Source organism: Rhodococcus sp. IEGM 1351, assembly GCF_030056875.1.
Lineage (GTDB): Bacteria > Actinomycetota > Actinomycetes > Mycobacteriales > Mycobacteriaceae > Rhodococcus_F > Rhodococcus_F opacus.
The window spans coordinates 227,390-246,147 of the sequence record NZ_JASHKU010000003.1 but is presented as its reverse complement, the minus strand read 5'-3'; the positions used below and the strand labels follow the sequence as shown (position 1 = coordinate 246,147).

The 18,758-nt window shown below is 67.9% G+C and carries 19 protein-coding genes and 1 pseudogene; 6 read left to right on the top strand and 14 right to left on the bottom strand.

Annotated features, from left to right (window positions below; all coding sequences use genetic code 11):
- Window positions 1–201: 201 nt before the first annotated feature.
- The 5 genes from QM806_RS07175 to QM806_RS07155 all read right to left on the bottom strand — a co-directional run bounded on the left by QM806_RS07175 (window position 202) and on the right by QM806_RS07155 (window position 4,838).
- Window positions 202–804, bottom strand: a complete 603-nt coding sequence (locus tag QM806_RS07175) for a TetR/AcrR family transcriptional regulator (protein ID WP_037203932.1) — start codon at window positions 802–804, stop codon at window positions 202–204.
- Window positions 804–1,667, bottom strand: coding sequence for an ABC transporter ATP-binding protein (locus QM806_RS07170; protein WP_005257413.1), 864 nt, complete (start codon window positions 1,665–1,667; stop codon window positions 804–806). The genes QM806_RS07175 and QM806_RS07170 overlap by 1 nt, the downstream gene beginning before the upstream one ends.
- Window positions 1,668–1,671: 4 nt before the next feature.
- Window positions 1,672–2,475 (bottom strand): ABC transporter ATP-binding protein, encoded by an 804-nt coding sequence (locus QM806_RS07165; RefSeq protein ID WP_005257415.1) that lies wholly within the window; start codon window positions 2,473–2,475, stop codon window positions 1,672–1,674.
- Between the two features lie 28 nt (window positions 2,476–2,503).
- Entirely contained in the window at window positions 2,504–3,550 is a 1,047-nt protein-coding gene (locus tag QM806_RS07160; RefSeq protein ID WP_037203949.1) for an ABC transporter permease, read from the bottom strand.
- Between the two features lie 625 nt (window positions 3,551–4,175).
- On the bottom strand, window positions 4,176–4,838 hold the full coding sequence (locus tag QM806_RS07155; RefSeq protein WP_054245767.1) for an ArsR/SmtB family transcription factor: 663 nt from the start codon (window positions 4,836–4,838) through the stop codon (window positions 4,176–4,178).
- Window positions 4,839–4,927: 89 nt separating this feature from the next.
- Between QM806_RS07155 and QM806_RS07150 the strand changes: the two genes are divergently transcribed.
- From QM806_RS07150 to QM806_RS07140, 3 genes are all read left to right on the top strand, one after another.
- Window positions 4,928–6,289, top strand: a complete 1,362-nt coding sequence (locus QM806_RS07150) for an MBL fold metallo-hydrolase (RefSeq protein ID WP_065491391.1) — start codon at window positions 4,928–4,930, stop codon at window positions 6,287–6,289.
- Window positions 6,286–7,602 (top strand): MFS transporter, encoded by a 1,317-nt coding sequence (locus QM806_RS07145; protein WP_283290878.1) that lies wholly within the window; start codon window positions 6,286–6,288, stop codon window positions 7,600–7,602. Before QM806_RS07150 ends, QM806_RS07145 begins: the two co-directional genes overlap by 4 nt.
- Window positions 7,603–7,961: 359 nt before the next feature.
- Window positions 7,962–8,423 carry an FHA domain-containing protein gene (locus tag QM806_RS07140; RefSeq protein ID WP_122975622.1) on the top strand — a complete coding sequence of 154 codons (462 nt, stop codon included), beginning with the start codon at window positions 7,962–7,964 and terminating at the stop codon, window positions 8,421–8,423.
- Here QM806_RS07140 and QM806_RS07135 read toward each other — a convergent pair.
- The 9 genes and pseudogenes from QM806_RS07135 to QM806_RS07095 all read right to left on the bottom strand — a co-directional run bounded on the left by QM806_RS07135 (window position 8,312) and on the right by QM806_RS07095 (window position 16,631).
- A complete protein-coding gene (locus tag QM806_RS07135) occupies window positions 8,312–8,623 on the bottom strand; it encodes a hypothetical protein (RefSeq protein ID WP_005257434.1) in 312 nt (103 codons plus the stop codon). The two genes, QM806_RS07140 and QM806_RS07135, sit on opposite strands and share 112 nt — an antisense overlap.
- Window positions 8,620–9,156: a universal stress protein gene (locus QM806_RS07130; protein WP_005257435.1), complete on the bottom strand. Its 537-nt coding sequence runs from the start codon at window positions 9,154–9,156 to the stop codon at window positions 8,620–8,622. The genes QM806_RS07135 and QM806_RS07130 overlap by 4 nt, the downstream gene beginning before the upstream one ends.
- A gap of 13 nt (window positions 9,157–9,169) precedes the next feature.
- A pseudogene (locus QM806_RS07125) lies at window positions 9,170–9,498 on the bottom strand (fluoride efflux transporter FluC).
- Window positions 9,499–9,688: 190 nt separating this feature from the next.
- Entirely contained in the window at window positions 9,689–10,036 is a 348-nt protein-coding gene (locus QM806_RS07120; RefSeq protein WP_054247923.1) for a hypothetical protein, read from the bottom strand.
- Window positions 10,037–10,290: 254 nt separating this feature from the next.
- Window positions 10,291–11,445, bottom strand: a complete 1,155-nt coding sequence (locus QM806_RS07115) for an Mrp/NBP35 family ATP-binding protein (RefSeq protein WP_005571918.1) — start codon at window positions 11,443–11,445, stop codon at window positions 10,291–10,293.
- Window positions 11,442–14,309 (bottom strand): molybdopterin-dependent oxidoreductase, encoded by a 2,868-nt coding sequence (locus QM806_RS07110; protein WP_005571919.1) that lies wholly within the window; start codon window positions 14,307–14,309, stop codon window positions 11,442–11,444. Before QM806_RS07110 ends, QM806_RS07115 begins: the two co-directional genes overlap by 4 nt.
- 28 nt (window positions 14,310–14,337) lie before the next feature.
- A complete protein-coding gene (locus QM806_RS07105) occupies window positions 14,338–15,858 on the bottom strand; it encodes a 4Fe-4S dicluster domain-containing protein (protein WP_043792821.1) in 1,521 nt (506 codons plus the stop codon).
- 5 nt (window positions 15,859–15,863) lie between these two features.
- Window positions 15,864–16,097: a sulfurtransferase TusA family protein gene (locus QM806_RS07100; RefSeq protein ID WP_005571921.1), complete on the bottom strand. Its 234-nt coding sequence runs from the start codon at window positions 16,095–16,097 to the stop codon at window positions 15,864–15,866.
- Window positions 16,098–16,121: 24 nt separating this feature from the next.
- Entirely contained in the window at window positions 16,122–16,631 is a 510-nt protein-coding gene (locus tag QM806_RS07095; RefSeq protein ID WP_005257442.1) for a DsrE/DsrF/DrsH-like family protein, read from the bottom strand.
- Between the two features lie 176 nt (window positions 16,632–16,807).
- Here QM806_RS07095 and QM806_RS07090 point away from each other — a divergent pair, with 176 nt between their 5' ends.
- The 3 genes from QM806_RS07090 to QM806_RS07080 are packed head-to-tail and all read left to right on the top strand — an operon-like array spanning window position 16,808 to window position 18,708.
- Window positions 16,808–17,953, top strand: coding sequence for an MBL fold metallo-hydrolase (locus QM806_RS07090; protein WP_054247921.1), 1,146 nt, complete (start codon window positions 16,808–16,810; stop codon window positions 17,951–17,953).
- Complete coding sequence (locus QM806_RS07085; RefSeq protein WP_054247920.1) at window positions 17,917–18,339, top strand: YidH family protein; 423 nt, start codon at window positions 17,917–17,919, stop codon at window positions 18,337–18,339. The genes QM806_RS07090 and QM806_RS07085 overlap by 37 nt, the downstream gene beginning before the upstream one ends.
- Before the next feature lie 12 nt (window positions 18,340–18,351).
- Entirely contained in the window at window positions 18,352–18,708 is a 357-nt protein-coding gene (locus QM806_RS07080; RefSeq protein WP_054247919.1) for a DUF202 domain-containing protein, read from the top strand.
- The last annotated feature ends 50 nt before the right edge of the window (window positions 18,709–18,758 follow it).

Sequence of the window (18,758 nt, the reverse complement as noted above, 5' to 3'; positions counted from 1 at the left end):
GATGTCCCCGACGAGGACCCGGACGCCGCAAGTGCACGCGCAGTAGCGACTGGGAGGGCCGCCCGATCTGCGCTGCCTGCAATCGGAAGTCCCGCAACGTCAATCATCTCGATCGCTTGGTTCGCCGAATTCTGGCGGTCAGCCCGGCGGCGCATGTCGACCGCGTCCGCCAGATCCTCGAGCGTGCAGAGAAAGCGCCGTCTAGCGACATAGATCTCCGGTGAGGTACCGCTGCAGATTGGGAGCGATCATGTCGATGATCCGTTCGTGTGAGGCCGAGGCCAGTGGTTCGATGGCGAGCAGATAGCGCATCGAAGCGAGACCCATCAGCTGGGTGGCGACGAGATTCGCGCGCCAACGCGCTAATTCGGGGTCGGGCTCCATCGACTCCGCGATCGGTTGCAGCGCTCGTTTGAGTAGGAACTCCCGCAACAGTGCGGCGCTGCGGTCATGTGCCATCGAACTTCGCAGTACAGCCACTGCCGCTGTTCCCGCGGGGGAATCCCAGAGATCGAGTGCGGTCCGCAGCAGCCGCTCGGCGATCCGGTCGCGAGGTCCTTGGAGGACTGAGTCGACGTATTGTCGCGGGTCGAACGGGGCGTCCATCACCGCGAGGAAGAGCTTCTCCTTGGTGCCGAAATAGTAGTGAACCAACGCCGTGTCCACTCCGGCGGATGCGGCAACCGCGCGTACAGTCGCCGCATCGTATCCGGCTCTCGCGAACTCTTCTCTTGCAGCGCTGAGGATTTGATCTCTGGTATCGGATGTTCCTGGGCGTCGTCCGCTTCGTGCACCTGCCGCCATCAGGACTCGATTGCTGCCCGGCGGTCGATCAGTACCATCGTCTCCTCCAAGGTGGCGGGCACCTCTGTCACCGCCGCTCTTAGCCCGGCTGAGTCGAGCGCCCTGCGCACATCGGCGGTGCTGACACCCGCTACCCGTACGACCCGTCCGTCGAGTGTCACCGGCAGCTGCGCCCTCATCAGCGCTTCGAACGTCCGTGCCCACTCCGCCGTCTGCACGGCGACCGCCCGTTGCCCTCCGATGATGTCGGCGAGGGTTCCGCGCGCCACCGGGCGTCCGTGGGACATGAGCACCAATCGGGTGCACTGCTGGGCCTCCTGCAAGTAGTGCGTGGTCACCAGTACCCCGCAGCCTGTGTCCGCCTGGTCGTGGATGGTGTCCCACAGCCGGGTACGGGCCAGCGGGTCTACGCCCGAGGTCGGCTCGTCCAGGATCACCAGTTCCGGTCGGTGCGACAGTGCGCAGTGGAACGCGAGCCGACGTTGCAACCCGAGCCCGATCTCCCGGACCGGACGCGCGGCAACCGCCTCGAGCGCCTCCGGTAAAGGTTGCTCGGACAGTCCGAATGCCTCGGCCACGAACTCGACGTTTTGCCGGACCGATAGTTCCTGGTAGAGCCCGAGACTCTGCGGCATGTAGCCGAGTCGGCGGAGGGTGTGCCGCGAGGGCGGTGCACCGAACACATCGATCGCTCCCCGATCGACCGCCTCGAGCCCGAGGATCATCCGGATCAGCGTGGTCTTGCCGGCCCCGTTCGCGCCGATCAAGCCGACGATCTCCCCCGAGCGAACATGCAGTGACATGTCTCGGACTGCTGTGAACGCGCCGAAGTTCCGCCACACACCACGCACGTCGATCGCCACTCGCTCAGACATGCTCGGAGTTCCGCTGCTCGTTGCGTGCCAACATCAGCGCGATCACTGCGTCCTCTAGATCGGTGTGCTCGTCGCAGCGTCCCCGACCTGACGGGCTCCACACACGAAACATGCTTCCTCGCCTCCAGGTTCGGTTCGCAGCTTCACCCAGCGGCCGATTCCGTTCCGTACTGATCGTGCCCGGAATCGAGGCGATCATCTCGTCCGGTGTTCCCAACCCGAGGATCTCGCCGCCGTCGAGAACCAGCACTCGGTGTGCACGCTCGGCCTCGTCCAGGTACGTCGTCGACATCAGCACCGCGGTGCCCGCTGCCGCTGCTTCCGCCACCATCCGCCACAACTCCACCCGACTGACCGGATCCACGCCGGTGCTCGGCTCGTCGAGTAGCAGCACCAGAGGACGATGCAGCATCGCCATGCAGAAGCCCAGTTTGTGGCGCATGCCGCCAGAGAGCTGGCCGCCGAGCCGGTCGCCGACGCCGCCCAGACCTGCCGGGCCGAGTAGCCGAGCTTTTCGGTCGCCCAGCAGGTCCGGACTCATTCTGTAGGCGCTGCCCACGAATTCGATGTTCTCGTCCACCGTCAGGTCCCGCCACACCCCGGCGGTGCTCGGCTGAAACCCGATCTCGTCCTTTGCAGGCATCGTGACGGTACCGCTGGCAATCGGGATCCGGCCGGCCAGTGCCCCGAGCAGGCTGGTCTTGCCCGCCCCGTCGCCCCCAACCACCGCGGTGATCTCCCCGCGCGGAATATCGACAGTCACCCTGTCGAGCACGACCCGACCGCCGAGTCGCACTGTCAGCGCAGCCGCACCCCAAGCACGGTCACGTGAGGCCACTGCGTACCACCGCCTTACCCCTCGGTGCAATCGACCGCTTCAGCCGGAACACCGCCGCCCCGAAGATCAACAGTGCCATCGCGGTCAACACAGCAATCGGGATCCACAAGGTGCTCATACCGGCCCCACGCAGCATCACCCCCTGCGAGATCTTCGTGAAGTACGTCAGTGGAAGCAGGTACCCGATCCAGCGGACGCCTGGGGCCATGGCGCTGAGAGGAAAGATCATGCCGGACAGCAGGACCTGAGGCAGCAGCACCATCATCGCTGCCTGGATCGCTTGTCCGGTGGTCTTGGAGATCGTGGAGATGAACACCCCCAGACCGAGTACCGCGAACAAGAAGATCGCCGCCCCGAGCGCGAAGATCAGTGCGTTGCCGTTGAACGGTACCGAGAAGATCCAGATGCCGAGCAGAGTCACCGCCACCATGTCCACTGCGGCCAGCAGAAAATAGGGTGCAATCTTCCCGGAGATCACCGCGGCTGGCGAAAAGGGCATCACGGCAAGCTGTTCCAGTGTGCCCGCCTCACGCTCTTTGACCAGACCGATGCTGGTAATGATGGTGCCGATGAAGGTGAGGATAAGTCCGATGATTGCTGGCACCATCACCCATGATGTTTTCAGGTCGGGGTTGTACAGGACCTCGGAATCGACGGTGGGACCCATTCGCGCGACGACAATCTTGGCCGCTTGTGCGGCGAAGAGATTGGACCCGTCGATATACACGGTCGGCTTCCCTGCCCCCGTGACGATCGCTAGGTCGGAAACGTCGTCGCGCAGTGCCGTGCGCGCCGTCGCGTCGGTACCCGCAGAATCGACGGTGTCGACGTGCAGAACCTGCGCCACCTGCGGGTCGGCCGCGAGGCGGTCCGCCACCGTGTTTGCGTTCGGTCCGACGATTGCCGTTTCGAGTGTCGTGATGGTGAAGTTCGCGGCGAATCCGAAGACGACTAGCAACAACAGCGGCAGCGCGACGAGCATGGCGAGGGTGCGTCGGTCTCGCCGTAGCTCACGAAATTCCTTGATGATCATTGCCCGCATGAGCACTCCCGAACCTGAGATACAGGCTTATCCATGAATTCATCGAATAATGAATTCAACGCTATGCCGCCTTGATGAGCACTGTCAATGGGCGCGGCGAAGCCAGGCGTCGCGGCTCCGTACTGGTGAAGATCACGGTCAGAGGGCCCGCGCCGCATCACCGGAGCGACCGTCGCCGTCGACAGCTCCGACCCCGCCCTCGCCCGCATTCGACTGCGCCACCTGTCCGGTGCTCCGATCTGTGCCGTGCGCTCCGCATCGTGCAGAACCATGTCGACTTCGACCCGTCGCTCTGGTCTGCGGCAAACCCCCCGGACTGCGTGAAGCTGAACCATCAGCCACCGATCAGCGTCCACTGCTCTGCGGGAATCTCCCGAGCGATCTCGGCGGCCTGCGGTCACGGCCGGCCCCATCCACCGACCGGTGCCTCCACCGCCCACTCCGGCCGCGTCTCACCGGATGTCATCGAGCAACTCCCCTGGCGCCCGCACTCCGGCGCTTCGCTCCCGGGTGTCGAGCGAGTCCATCAAATCCACCGCAACAGTCGCCACCGGCAACGTCGTCGTCGTGAAAGACGGATCCGGCGTGGGCCCACACGGGACAGCCGGGTTTGTGGTCAGGTCAGGGAGTCGACGGGCAGGGCCGCCAGCCGCCACTCGAGCATGCCGTCGGTCAGCCGCGCTGCGCGGCGGCCGTGGTCGGTCAGCAGCCGGACCGCGTCGTGGGCGAGAACGCAGTAGGCGCCGCGGCAGTAGGCGACGATCTCCTGATCCGGCGGCAGGTCGGCCAGGTGATCGGCCAACTCGTCCAACGGAATCGACACCGCCCCGGGGATGTGCCCGGCCTGGTATTCCTCGCGGGGGCGCACGTCGAGCACCGTCACCTTCCCCGACCGGGCCCGCTCGAGCAGCTGGTCCTTGCTGACGTGTTCGGTGTCGGCCGGGCCGAGATACGCGGCGGCGGCGGCCTCGACATCGGGCAGGTGTTCGTTGGCGACCGTGCGGACCAGTGCGAACAGCTGCGCCACGTCCTCGCCGGCGAGCCGGTAGAACACCTTGGTGCCCTCGCGGCGGGTGGCGACCAGGTTGGCCTGCTTGAGGGTCTGCAGATGCGCGGACGCGGTGGTCAGTCCCAGCTCGCAGGCGCGGGCAAGGGCGTCGACGGTGCGTTCGCCCTGGGCGAGCAGATCCAGCAGTTCGAGCCGCTTGCCGCTGCTGAGCGCCTTGCCGACGCGGGCGAACTGGTCGAACAGTTCGGTCTTCGCGATCCGATCACCCATGGCATTCTCCAATCATCTTTGGAATAGTGTAGAACATGGATCGGGTGTTCCGCCCGGGACGCCCACGGAGCCGAGGCAGGGAGAAGGCCATGGCCGGGATCGATCTGGTGCCGCTCGTCGACGAGGGGCTCGGCAACTCCGCGTATCTGGTGGACCTGGGCGACGGGCGGGCGTTGGTGGTCGACGTCAGCCGAGACCTGCGGGCCGTGCACGCCGCGGCCGCGCGCCGCGGGTTGACCGTCGCGTTCGCCGCCGACACCCACCTGCACGCCGACTTCCTTTCCGGCGCCCACCAGCTCGGCGCCACCGGCGGGACGCGGGTGCTGGCCTCCGCCGCCGGGGACCGGGAGTATCCCCATACCGGGCTGCGCGACGGCGACGAGGTGGACCTGGGCGGGCTGCGGCTGCGGGCCCTGATGACGCCCGGGCACACCCACGAACACCTCTGTTACCTGCTCCTCGACGGCGAGAAGGAGGTCGGGGTGTTCACCGGCGGCTCGCTGCTGGTCGGCTCTGCCGCCCGTACCGACCTGATCTCTCCGGAGCGCACCGAGGCCCTCACCCGCGCCCAGTACGCCTCCCTGCGCCGTCTCGCCGCGCTACCCGGCGAGGTGGCGGTGTGGCCCACGCACGGGGCGGGCTCGTTCTGCTCGGCCCCGCCCGGCGCCGAACGCACCAGCACCATCGCCCGCGAACGCGCCACCAACCCGTTGCTCGCCGCCCGCGACGAGGACGCGTTCGTCGACCAACTGCTGGGATCGCTGGGCAGCTATCCGCCGTACTTCCGCCGGCTCGGGGAGGTCAACCGACTCGGTCCTCCACTCCTCGACCAGGATCCGGTGCTGCCGGCGCTGACCGTCGACACCGTCCGCGCCCAGTTGGCCGGGGGCGCCGCCCTGATCGATGTGCGCGCGCTGGCCCGGTTCGCCGCCGAACACATCCCCGGTGCGGTGTCGATCCCGCTGCGGCCGGTCTTCGCCAGCTGGCTGGGCTGGCTCGCCCCGGCCGACCGGCCCCTGATCATCGTCCGCGACCAAGACCAGGACGTGGACGAGATCGTCTGGCAAGCAATGAAAATCGGGTACGACAATCTGATCGGTGAACTCGACGGCGGCCTCGCCGCCTGGACCGCCGCCGAACTCGCGGTGGCCGCCACGGCGCTGACCGGCCCCGACGGGGTCGGCAATGTCCGGGTCCTCGACATCCGTCAACGCCCCGAATACCTGGCCGGGCACTTGCCCGGCGCCATCCACATCGAACTCGGCGCCCTCCCGGGCCGGGTCGACGACCTGCCCCGCGAGCCCACCGTGGTGATGTGCGGGCACGGCGAACGCGCGATGGGCGCCGCCAGCCTGCTCGAACGCGCCGGCCACCGACAGCTGACGGTGCTCGAGGGCGGTCCCGACGACTGGGCCCACGCGACCGGGCGCACCCTCGAGACCGGCGCATGAGCAGAGACCGTCGCAGGAGCACCACCTCGCCCCGGCCGATCCGACTCGGCCTGGGCCCCAACCTCGCCCAGTTCAGCCTGCTCGTCGCGGTCAACGCCCTCGTCGGTGGCATGGTCGGCCAGCAGCAGACCGTGCTGCCGCTGCTCGCCTCAGGCGAATTCGGGCTGACCGGCTACACCTTCATCTTCACCTACGTAGCCGCGTTCGGAATCACCAAGGCCGCCGCCAACTACTTCGCCGGAACCTGGTCCGATCGCTTCGGCCGCAAGCCGGTGCTGCTGGTGGGCTGGCTGTTCGCCATCCCCGTCCCGCTGATGCTCATCGCCGCCCCCAACTGGTGGTGGGTCGTGGCCGCCAACGTGCTCCTCGGCATCAACCAGGGCCTGACCTGGTCGACCACCGTGGTGATGAAGATCGACCTGGTCGGCCCCGCCCGCCGCGGCCTGGCGATGGGACTGAACGAGGCCGCCGGCTACGGCGCCGTGGCCGTCAGCTCGCTGATGGCCGGCTACCTCGCCGACCAGTACGGGCTACGACCGGCCCCGTTCCTGCTCGGACTCGCCTACACCGCGCTGGCCCTGCTGCTGTCCGGGGTATTCATCCACGAAACCCGCGACCACGCGCGCCTGGAAGCCACCCAGCACACCCCGCGTGCGGACGGAATGCACGATCACCTGCACGCGGATCTGACCAACCGGCAAATCGCTGCGGCAACCAGTTTCACCGAACCCGCCCTGTCCTCGGCGAGCCAGGCCGGGCTGGTCAACAACCTCAACTTCGGGCTCTCCTGGGGCCTGTTCCCCCTGCTGTTCGCCACCGCCGACCTGGGCGCCGGGCAGATCGGTGTGCTCTTCGCCCTCTATCCCGGCGTATGGGGCGCCGGACAATTGGTCACCGGCGCCCTTTCGGACCGGATCGGCCGCAAGCACCTGATCACCGCCGGCATGACCCTGCAAGCCGCAGCCCTGGCGCTGATCGCCGCCTCCCACGGCTTCACCGGGTGGGCGGCCGGCACGGTGCTGCTCGGGGCCGGCACCGCCATGGTCTACCCCACCCTGCTCGCCGTGATCGGCGACGTCGCACACCCGGCCTGGCGCGGCCGCGCCGTCGGGATCTACCGGGTCTGGCGCGACAGCGGCTACGCCGTCGGCGCGATCCTCGGCGGCGTCGTCGCCGACCTGATGGGCATGCACGCCGCCGTCTGGGTGGCCGCCGCCGTCAGTGCCGCCTCGGCCCTGGCCGTCGCGGTCCGCATGTACGAAACCCACCCCCGACCCGTCAACACGAGCACGCAGCGTGCGCCGAGGGGTTGATCGCATCCCGGGGGAATGCGCTGCGGCGGCAGCCCATACAAGGACCGGCGCCTGGCCGGCTCCCGAGTGCAGTCGGCATGAGCAGCAGGGTCGCGAGCGCACGGCTCGTCTGCACCGCAGTGATCGAATGCACCAGGTGAGCATGACCTCCCGTCCGTGTGGCGAGGACGTACGCCGCCTACGTGTGGGTCAAGATCGCGGACCAGATCCTCGAATCGATTGTAGGAAGTCCGGCGGGTTCGGGAAGTGCCGCGTTCATCATCCGGGGGCACCCGATTCACCGCCGTCTCGTCCGTCGAGGATGAGGTGGGCGCCACGGGAATGTCCTAGCACCTGTCCCGGTTGATCTATATATACCCATGGGGGTATTTTGGGAGATGCTGACCGAGGTGACGATGATGAAGCTGACCGACGACTTGCCGCGTACGTGTCTTCCGGACGATCGGGGTGGCGGTGCCCCGCAGTTGGTCGTGACCCGGGGCCCTGGGCCGGCGAAGGGTGCATCCCTTGCCGTCGACCGCGACATCACCGTGCTCGGCAGCCATCCCAGGTCGGAGATCGTGCTCGGCCACGGAACCGTCTCGCGTCGGCATGCCGAAATCCGCCGGGACGATGCCCAGTTCATCCTGTGCGATGCCGGCTCTCTCAACGGAACTTATCTGAACCGGCAGCCCGTCGATTGCGCCGGACTGGTGGACGGCGACGAGGTTCAGATCGGAGTCTTTCGCATGCTCTTTCGACTACCCGCCGCGTCGTCGATGTGTCGGCCGACCGTAACGGCGACGCCGAAGATCGCGGGCACCCCGAGCGCCGGGCCGTAGTGCCCGCCGCTGATCATGAGGACCGCTGCAACGGTCAGCGGACCGATCACGCGCCGATCTGGTCGAGGGCCATCCGCGAGCAGGCTGACCGTACCGAACGCGACCACGAACCCCACGCACCCATCGACGGCAGCGCTTGCGAGATCGGGCGTTCCCCCGGCGGTGCGGAGGTTCCCGGCGGCGGGGTCGTGCGGTGTCACCCCTGCTCCTTGCGGGGGGCGGGGACCAACAGGACGGGTCGGCGGGCGTGGTGGACGAGTTTCGAGGACACCGATTCGCCGAGAAACCGCTCGAACAGGGACATTGCGCCGCCCCGGGAGGTGCCGATGATGATCATCAGGGCATCGTTCGCTTCGGCGATCGTGGTCAACAGTTGCGCGGGATTCCCTTCCCGCGAGTAGTAGGCCCAGTTGCCGGGCAGCGCGGCCAGCATGGTGCAGGCCTCCCGGCGTTCTTGTTCGACGGCGTCGGCGAAGCGCTGTTCCCAGTCGTCCCGGTCGGGTTCGACGGGCATGTCGTCGATGTCGACGATGTGCGCGACGTGCAGAAAAGCATTGAGTCGGCCCGCGAGGTCCATCGCGTGGGTCAGGGCGGCGTGGCTGGCCGGGTGCCGGTCGAAGCCGACCACCAGATGGCACACCACCGGAGTGGAGGTCGCGGGACCGTCGACACGCAGCGGGGTGCGCCAGTCCCGCAGCGTCTCCCGCGTCGGGTGGTTGTCGTTATTGGTCATGGTCGTCTTCTCCTCACACCCCATCAGCCAGGGCGAGACCGGCACTGCCGGCGACGGTCACCAGCAGGGTGCCGACCGCGCGACGCCGGGTGGCGTACCGCTGGCGTGGGATCAGCCGCACGGTCTCGAAACTGGCGGTACTGAAGGTCGTGTACCCGCCGCAGAACCCGACACCCACGATCAGCTGAATTTCCAGCAAGACATCGTGAAAAGGGAACCAATCCGGCTACGAACCCGAGGAGCAGCGCCGGTCACGTTGACGATCGCCGTCGCCCACGGAAACTCCGACGTCCGCCGGTGTTTGATCGCCCCATCCACACCGAATCGGGCGATCGCCCCTATCGCTGCCGACGCACTCGATCCACCACACCATCATCGCGTCGCCTCCTGCGCCGTGACTGAAGGTGCGTGCCGATCGCAATTCCCGCGGTGGTGGCCACCAGACGCGGTCAACCGCGCGCTGCTGGCCAGTCTCGATCCTCGCCTGACCGATGTCGGGCAAGACACAGCCTGCTGGAATGAGGCGTCTGGATCAGTACGACCAGAAGCCTCCCTGCGTCCCTCGTGTGATGCGGGATTGGCCAGTCCCGGCCCGCTCTGTCAGCTCTTCGGCTCGGGGGTGCGCAGGTTCGGCGACGACGGTGACCCGTCCAAGTCGATCGTCGAGCGCACGGTCGAGCGCATCGAGATAGGCATCGGTGAACGCGAAGCCGAAATCCCCGAGGTGGATCAGGACGTCGGCGTTGCGTTTCGCCGCATGTGCGATGGCCACGACACCGCATGCCGTGTTGGCGTGCCAGTCCCCCGCGATCGCCACCCGCCCAGGGCTGGTGCACAGAAATCGCCCGGTACCGGGGTTCTCGAGCTGGTGGTGGAGCATCTCAAACCACCTCTCTCGCTGCGTTTTCGGCGGGCGCACCAGTCGCCGGACCGGAGCGCGTGTGCTCGGTCGATGCCAACCATTGCGTTGGCATACAGCGCGTGTCGCTCACGCGATCCGCTGTTCGTGCTGATGCCCGTGAGGTCCGATACCGGGCGTCGTGCCTGGGCGGTCTTCTGGCTGCGGGACCTCTCCGCCGTGGCGCACAACTATCGTCCACCGGTTTTCGGGGGGCGAGATCGTGCACTGGGTCGTCAGTCGGGGTGTCCGCCGTGCGGGACGGTCAACGGGAGGGACCGGCCGACGAGACTTCGCCGCAGGATCGGCAGGGATGTCGCGATCTGCCGGATCTGTGTGACGGAGGCGGCTTGCGGGGCCGCGATCATCGCCGGGACCCCGGCATCGCCCGCCTCGCGCAGTTCGATGTCGAGTGGCACCTGCCCCAGGAGCGGTGCGGCGATGGCCTCGGCGAGACGCTGACCACCTCCGGCGCCGAACAGCGGGGTGCTCTCGTGGCACGACGAGCAGATCATCGCGGACATGTTCTCCACGACGCCGGCGACCGGCATCCGTGAGTCGCGGGCCATCCGGCCGACCCGCTGGGCGACGGTCTGGGCCGCCGGCTGCGGTGTGGTGACGACGATGAGCGCTGCGTCGGGCACGAGCTCGAGCAGCGAGAGCGTCACGTCGCCGGTGCCGGGTGGGAGGTCGATGAGCAGAACATCGAGTTCACCCCAGTACACATCGTCCAAGAACTGCTCGATCGCCTTGTGCAGCATCGGGCCACGCCAGACGACCGGCTCGTCGTCCCGGACGAAGAACCCCACCGACATCAACGCGACCCCGAAGGCCTCGACGGGCAGCATCAGTCCCTTCAGCGCGACCGGCGCTCGGCGCACCCCGAACAGGTGCGGGATGGAGTATCCCCAGACGTCGGCGTCGAGAATGCCGACCCGTTTCCCCTGCCGGACCAGGGCCACCGCAAGGTTGGCCGTGATCGTGGACTTACCCACGCCACCCTTGCCGGAGGCCACGGCATACACCTGGGTTGCCGAACCCAGTCCGAACGAGTTGGCGCCCCGTGGCCCGGCGCCGCGAAGGCGTGCGGCGAGCCGCATACGCTCGCCCTCGCCCATCGCCGCGAAGGCGACCTCGACGCCGGAGACGCCGGCGATGGCGCGGACTGCCGCGGTGACGTCGGTGGTGAGGGTCTCCTTCAGTGGGCATGAGGGCGTCGTGAGTCGGACAGTCACCCGCGCGACGCCGGAGCGGTCAACTTCCACCTCGCCAAGCATCCCGGCCTCCTCGAGGGGCAGGTGCAGCTCGGGATCCTCGACGCGTGCCAACGCGGTGCGCACGTCGGCCGGATCGACCTTCGCGTCGGCACGCCTCCGCGACAACAGGCTCATGGTCGCTCCTCCGCATCGGGCGATCGAAAGGCGCGTCGGCGGGGTTTGACCGGGCGCATCATGAACTCTGGACGGCGCAGCCCGGACCGGCTCGGTCCGGGACGGGTGTTGTCCATCCAGGCGCGGTACACCTCACGGGACCGCTGGGTGTCCACCACCACATCGCCGTACCGGTCGTCCACGTGGGCTCTCTCGACGCGCACCTTCTGGTGCCAGCAGTGCATGCCCGAGACCGGGTCGGGATGCACGGCGAATGCGAGGTTCTGGTGCACGCCGGGGTCGTCCCAGTAGATCCGGTCGCTGTCCGGGTCGTCACTGTGGAACGGCTTCACCCCTTCCTTGTAGCGCAGCCTCCACACCCCGTTGCCGTCGTTGCCGAGGTCGACCAGGCCCATCACCCACCGGGATCCCGCGTTCTCGGACGTGCGCCACCGGCCCATGTGGTGGGAGAGCCCCATGACGCCGGGGCGGATCGCCTCGGTGGACCAGACGCGGGCCACGAAGTAGCCGATCTCGGTGTTGACCCGGACCAGATCGCCCGTGCCGACCCCGAAGCGCCCGGCGTCCACGCTGTTCATCCACAGGGGATGGGTGTTGCTGATCTCGTTGAGGTACTTGGCATTACCTGATCGCGTGTGGACCAGGGTCGGGAGCCGGAAGGTCGGCATCAGCACAATCTCGTTGTTGGCCTGGTCGATCGAGCGGTAGCTGACGTGGGACTCGATGTAGCCGGGTGTGGCGTACTCCTCCCACCCGAAGTCGACCATGGTGTCGCTGAACAGCTCGAGTTTGCGCGACGGCGTGAGCCAGCCGGCGGTCCTGCTGCCGTCCGCGTGGACGACTCCCACCGCACCCGCCTCCCCGACCAGCGGCGGGGTCGAATCGAGGGTGACGGGTTTGCGGAGCACACCGTTGCCGTCCGGGGTCGCCCCTTCGGTTTCGGCGTCCGACAGTGGCCGCTCGTCGAGTCGATAGGCATCCTTGGCGACCTCGAACACGCCGTACTTTCGCATGTATTGCAAGGGGGTCAGCCCCTGGTCGGCGGCAGCTTGTGGCAGGCCGGGCACGCTGTTTTCGAAGACCCAGCGGTAGTACTCGTCGACGGTGACCTTCTCGCCCGGCCGGTACGGCGACTCGAAGTACTTCCGGATGCCGAGGCTGCCGTCGGGGTCGATGCGCCAGGACAGCTCGAACCAGAATTCGTTCTCCTCCCACACCTCCCCCGGGTTGGATTCACGGGAGTCGGACACGAGCCGGCCCATCTTCTCCATGGCCACCCGGGTGACCGGCTGGCGGAATCCGAGCCACTTGCCGGCGTACTGCTCGTAGGACTGGGTGTCGTGCCGTTCGGTGCTGTGCCCCATCGGCAGGACGTAGTCCGCGAACGTCGCCGTCTCCGACCACGTCGGGGTGAGTGCGACGTGGCAGCCGACGAGCTGTTCGTCGGTCAGGGCCTTCAGCCAGCTGAAGCCGTCGGGGTTGGTCCACACCGGGTTGTAGACGCGGGAGAAGTACATCGACAGCTTCCCGCGGCCGTCCTCGAGCAGGTGAGGCAGCAGGATCGACATCTCGTTGGTCGACAGTGGGAACTCCGCCGGCCAGATCATCTCGTTCCACGACTGGTGTCCCTCGGGGACGTTGGGGCCGTGGGCGATGATCTTGTCCCAGCCGTTGGGGCTGGTGCCGCCCTTGGTGCCGACGCTGCCGGTGAGCACGTTGAGGAAGAACAGGGCCCGCGACACCTGCCACCCGCCGAGGTTGCCGGACGCCGCGGCGCGCCAGACGTGTGCCGACAGTGCTGTACCGGCGGTGGCGACGATCCGGGCTAGCTCGGCAATCTGCTCCTCGGGCACCTGCGCCTCCTGCGCCGCGTAGGCGAAGGTGTATCCGGCGTAGTCCTCGGTCAACGCGCGGATGAACTGGTCGAAGTCGTCGGCAGGGTGCTCGGGGTGGCGGCGTGTCATGTACGTCGACCAGTTCACCCAGCGGCGGATGAATGCCCGGTCGATCTGGCCGGTTCGGAGCAGGTACGCCGCGACGGCCAGCAGGATCGCGGCCTCGCTTCCTGGCCACGGGGCAATCCAGAGGTCGGCGTGGGAGGCCGTGTTCGACAGCCGCGGATCGAGCACGACGACCGTGGCTCCGCCCTCGATCTTGCCCTCCATGATCCGTTGCGCGTGCGGGTTGAAGTAGTGCCCGGCCTCGAGATGACTCGAAATCAGCAGGATCACCTTCGCGTTCGCATAGTCCGGCGAGGGCCGGTCGTAGCCGCCCCAGAGCGAGTAGCCGAGCCGCGCGCCGGCGGAACAGATGTTGGTGTGGCTGTTGTGCCCGTCTACGCCCCACGCCAGCAGGAACCGTTCGGCGAAGCCGTCCTCGCCGGGCCGCCCGACGTGGTACATGACCTCGTCCCTGCGGTCCTCGACGATGGCGGCCCGGATCCGGGCCGCGATGTCGTCGAGCGCGTCGTCCCAGCTGACCCGATCCCACCGGCCGCTGCCGCGCGTGCCGACGCGCTTGAGCGGGTGCAGGATCCGCTCGGGGTCGTTGACCTGGTTGATCGTCGCGGGACCCTTGGCGCAGTTGCGCCCTCGCGAGCCCGGGTGGGCGGGGTTGCCCTCCACCCTCTTGATGGACATGTCGGACTTGTCCACGTAGGCGAGCAGTCCGCAGGCCGACTCGCAGTTGAAGCACGTGGTGGGCACCAGCATGTACTCGTGTGGCACCTTGCGCGGGTGCGCCTTGGCGTCGTATTCGACGTGGTGGTCCCAGTTCTCGACCGGCGGGAAGTTCCGCAGCCGTTCGTGCGTGCGTTCGCCCGGCATCGCCGGCGAGGCCGGTGTGCGGTCCGTCTCGGCAGTCATGGCTGGTCCCTTCGGCGTGGTCGTTCGTTCACGAGAGCGGCGGGTCCTGGCCCGCCCGGACGAAGGCCGTCTCGTAGTCGAGGAGAGCGACCTGGGCCAGCAGGCCCGCGAGGACGAGGAGCACGGCACTGCCGGACCCGGTCCACGCGGGCGCGGCCAGCGCGGCCGCCAGCACCGCGGGGGCGATGGCTCCCAGCCAGAACAGTCGCGCGTAGCGGCCGTGCGTGATGATGTGCGCGGCCACGGACGCCTGGCGGCTGGCGTGCCTGCTGGAGTACTCGATGCCCAGCATCATCAGGTGCAGGCCCGTCGAGAGCACGAACGCGCGCGTGAGGAAAGCGATTGCACCACTGGAGAGGTCCTCGAACGGTGCCATGACGAGGAGGGCCCCGGAGCCGACCATTCCAGCCTGCACGAGCAGGTGCCAGAACAGCAGCGGCGACTGCCACAGGTCGCGGCCCTCGGCCTGCCCGAAGAGGAAGCCGGTGTAGCCGGCGACGAGCGCGCCGAATGGGATGGCGAGCCAGGCCAGCACGGTCTGGGCCCAGCCGATCTCGAGGAGGGCGGCGAGGATCCACAGGACCGCGCCGCCGGCGAAGGCGGCCAGGGCGTAGGCGCCCCAGACGAGCCATGAGGTCCAGTTGGACTCGAGGAAGATGTAGAGGAACCGCTCGGGACGCTTGAGGTCCCAGATCAGCAGGGCCCCGGTGGCGGCGGCGCCGAGCAGGGCGACGGCGGGGGCGCCGTAAGCGCCGAGCCAGCCCAGGTCGACGCCGAGGATGTGGGCCAGCCCGGCGATGGCCAGCGCGCCGGCGGCCACGGCCTTGGTCCACAGGTAGGTCGTCACCCGCCACCCCCACGGCCGGGGGTGCGCGGTGTTCAGCGTGGTGCGCGCCCGGGTGGTGGGGTCGCCGGGCAGATCGGCGGCGGTCGCGAGGCGCTGCGCGTCCGGTTTCGCCCACAGGTAGGTGTCGGCGACCGGTGCGGCCAGCGGGTCGAGGACAGCGTGGTCGGCGCCGAGGTAGAAGACGTTGGGCCCGGTGTTCTGCTCCGGGGAGCGCACCGTGGTCTCGTGGGTACCGATCAAGCGGGCGATGCCGCTCGTCGGGTCGTCGAGGTCGCCGACCCAGATCGAGTGAGTGGGGCAGACCACCACGCAGGCGGGCTCCATGTCGTTGTCGATCCGATGCGCGCACAGGTTGCATTTGGCTGCGGTGTGGGTGTTGTCGTCGATGTAGAGGGCGTCGTAGGGGCAGGCCTGCATGCAGCTCTTGCAGCCGATGCAGCGCTCGTTGTCGAAGTCGACGATGCCGTCGTCGCGCTTGAACAGTGCCTGAGTGGGGCAGATCTTCACGCACGGGGCGTCGGTGCAGTGGTTGCAGCGCATCACCCCGAAGGAGCGGGTGGTGTCCGGGAACTCGCCGGTGTCGACGTACTTCACCCAGGTGCGGAACTGCCCGACCGGCACCTCGTGCTCGGTCTTACACGCCACCGTGCACGCGTGACAGCCGATGCAGGTGCGTTGGTCGATGGCGAAGCCGTAGCGCACCGACCTCACTTCTTCCGGATGATGTAGCGGTAGACGCCGTCCTCGCTGGTGCGCTCCAGCAGTTCGTTCCCGGTGTCCTTCGCCCACGACGGGATGTCGGTCCTCGACCCACCGTCGGTGGCCTCGACGAGCAAGATCTGCCCGGACTCGAGTTTCCGGGCCGCACGCGAGGCGAGGAGCACCGGCATCGGGCACTTCTGGCCCTTGGCGTCGATGGTGACGTCGATCTGATAATTCACGGCGGGCTCCCTGAATGCGGCGGGTCAGATGAAGAGGTTGATCTGGGACTTGCTCATCGCGGACAGCGCGGTGGCGGCACCGACGGGCTCGCCGACACCGTCGATGAGCTGGTCGCGGCGCAGGCCGAGCAACTCCATGCTCATCTCGCACGGCCACAGGTTCACGCCCAGCTCGGTGCACATCTGCACCAGGTCCGTCGGAAGGGCCACATTCTGGCCCCGCGCCAGCTTCTTCAACATCCATGGACCGGCGCCGGCCATGTGAAGTTTGGACAGCTTCATGTGGCTCATCCCCGGCCGGTTCATCCCTGCCAGTGCCTTGGTCATCGCGTTGGTGCCGGTGATCCTGACGTCGTCACGCACCAGCGGGAAGAGCCCCCAGAACGTGAAGAAAATCGTGGTGGACATGCCGTACGCGGCACCGGTCGACCCCAGGATCAGCGTCGGCCACATCTTGTCCAGGTCACCACTCCAGGCCACGATCGTCATGCTCTCCGGGATGACATCGTCATCGTGCTGCGGGCTGTCGGACATGCGCCGGCCCCTTTCTCGGCTGGCTGCCCAGGAGACCTCGTGAGGGCCTTCGCGCAGACATTGCTAACTGTGATCCAAAACACTACATTCGTATATGCGCATACTGCAAGATGCCTCTTCGCGTCGTATCGAATATGTGGAAGACCACCCGACATCCGTGCACCTTGGGAGGACACGTGGCTGACACCATCACCTCGACGGAACTGTTTCGCGAGATCCAGGCCGGCACCGTCACCGAGATCCTCGACGTCCGCAGCACCGACGACTTCCGGGCCGGCAAGGTGGAAGGCCCGCGGCCCGTCCCCACCCGCCACGTCCCGGTGTACCGGGTGATGGAGGAACTCGAGGAGCAGGCCGCCGCCACCCGCGAGGGTGCGGTGATCGTCTGCGGGCAGGGAAACGGCTCCGAACTGGTCGCCGAAGAGTTCGAGGCCCTCGGAGTGCGCACCCGCTCCCTGGCGGGCGGAACCGACGCCTGGAACCGGCTTCTCGTCCCCGTCGAGATCACCGGATTGCCCGGGGACGTGCGGGTGTGGCAGTTCCAGCGACCCGCGAAGGCGTGCCTGTCCTACCTCGTCGGAGTTCCCGGCGGCAACGCCGTCATCGTCGACCCCACCCGGTCTCCCGACGCTTACCTGGAGCTCGCACAGGTTCACGACATGGCCGTCACACACGTCGTGGACACCCACGTCCATGCCGACCACATCAGCGGTGGCCCCGCCGTGGCCGCCCGGCTCGGCGCCGAGTACCACCTGCCGCCGGAGGACGCCGGTGGCATCGTTCCGTTTCCCAACCGGCCCCTCAAAGACGGCGACCAGCTCGACCTCGGCTCCGCCATGGTCCGCGCCATGACGATGCACCTGCCGGGACATACCCCCGGCACCACCGCGCTGTTGGTCAGCGAGACGGTACTGCTCGTGGGGGACACCGTCTTCGTTCGCGGGCTCGGACGGCCCGACCTGACCGGTCAGGCCGAGGAACTCGCCCGCGATCTCTTCCGCAGCGTGCACGAGCGGCTTCGACCTCTCGATCCACGCACGATCATTGCCCCGGCGCACTGGTCCACCAGCGAAGAGATCAACGCCGACGGGCTCGTCACCACCACCCTCGAAGAGGTCTTCACCGCCACCTTGCTCAACGAGCGGGCCATCGAACGGTTCGTCGAGCAGATCGTCAGTTCCCTACCCGCAGCGCCGCAGGCCTACGACACGATCCGCCGCGTGAACGCCGGACAGATCACCCCAGGGGACGACGAGATCGAGGTCCTCGACGTCGGACGCAATCAGTGCGCGGCATCCACCTCACTGACGGCGACATCGTGACCAGCTCTCCCCGCCGGCCGGCACGCCCCGGGAGAACCCCACTGCACGAGGTCGGCGAGCATCCCGACTACCGGTTCACCCTCGCCAACGAACGCACCTTCCTGGCCTGGGTCCGCACCGCACTGGCCCTGATGGCAGCCGGGGTCGCCGTCGTCCAGTTCGTCCCCGGCCCCACGGCGATCCGCCACGGACTGGGCTTCGTGCTGATCAGCCTCGGCGGCGCGCTCAGCGCCGTGTCCTACACCCACTGGGAACGCAACGAACGCGCCATGCGGCTCGGCGAACAGCTGCCCTACTCGCCGATGCCGAGGCTGGTGGCCGCGATGCTCGCACTGGGAGCCCTGGCGGCGCTGGTGCTGACCGTAGTCGACCTGGTCGAGACCTGAGGGTCGCAGCCGATGCTGACCGGTTGGCTGCTGCCGCATCGTCGCAGGAAGGAACCGGCCGTCGACGTCGGCCTGCAGGCCGAGCGGACCGCCATGGCATGGCAGCGGACCGCCCTCGGTGTCGGTGGCGTGTCGGCGTTGCTGCTACACCTCGCCGCAGGCAATCTCCCAGTGGCTGTTCCAGGACTCGCCGGCCTGTCGGCCGCGCTGCTGCTACTCGTGCTGTCGGAACAGCGGTATGTGCGGATCGTGAACAAGGTGGGAGCCGGTGAGCCGCCGCCAGCCCCCGGCCTCGTACGCCTCATCGCAGCCGGTGCCGTCGTCCTCGCGGTGTCCGCCCTTGCGCTGCTGCTCCTCACCGACGCCTGACCGAGCAGGCACGCGGGCCGCACCTATAATCAGCTTCCGAGGCCCGGTTT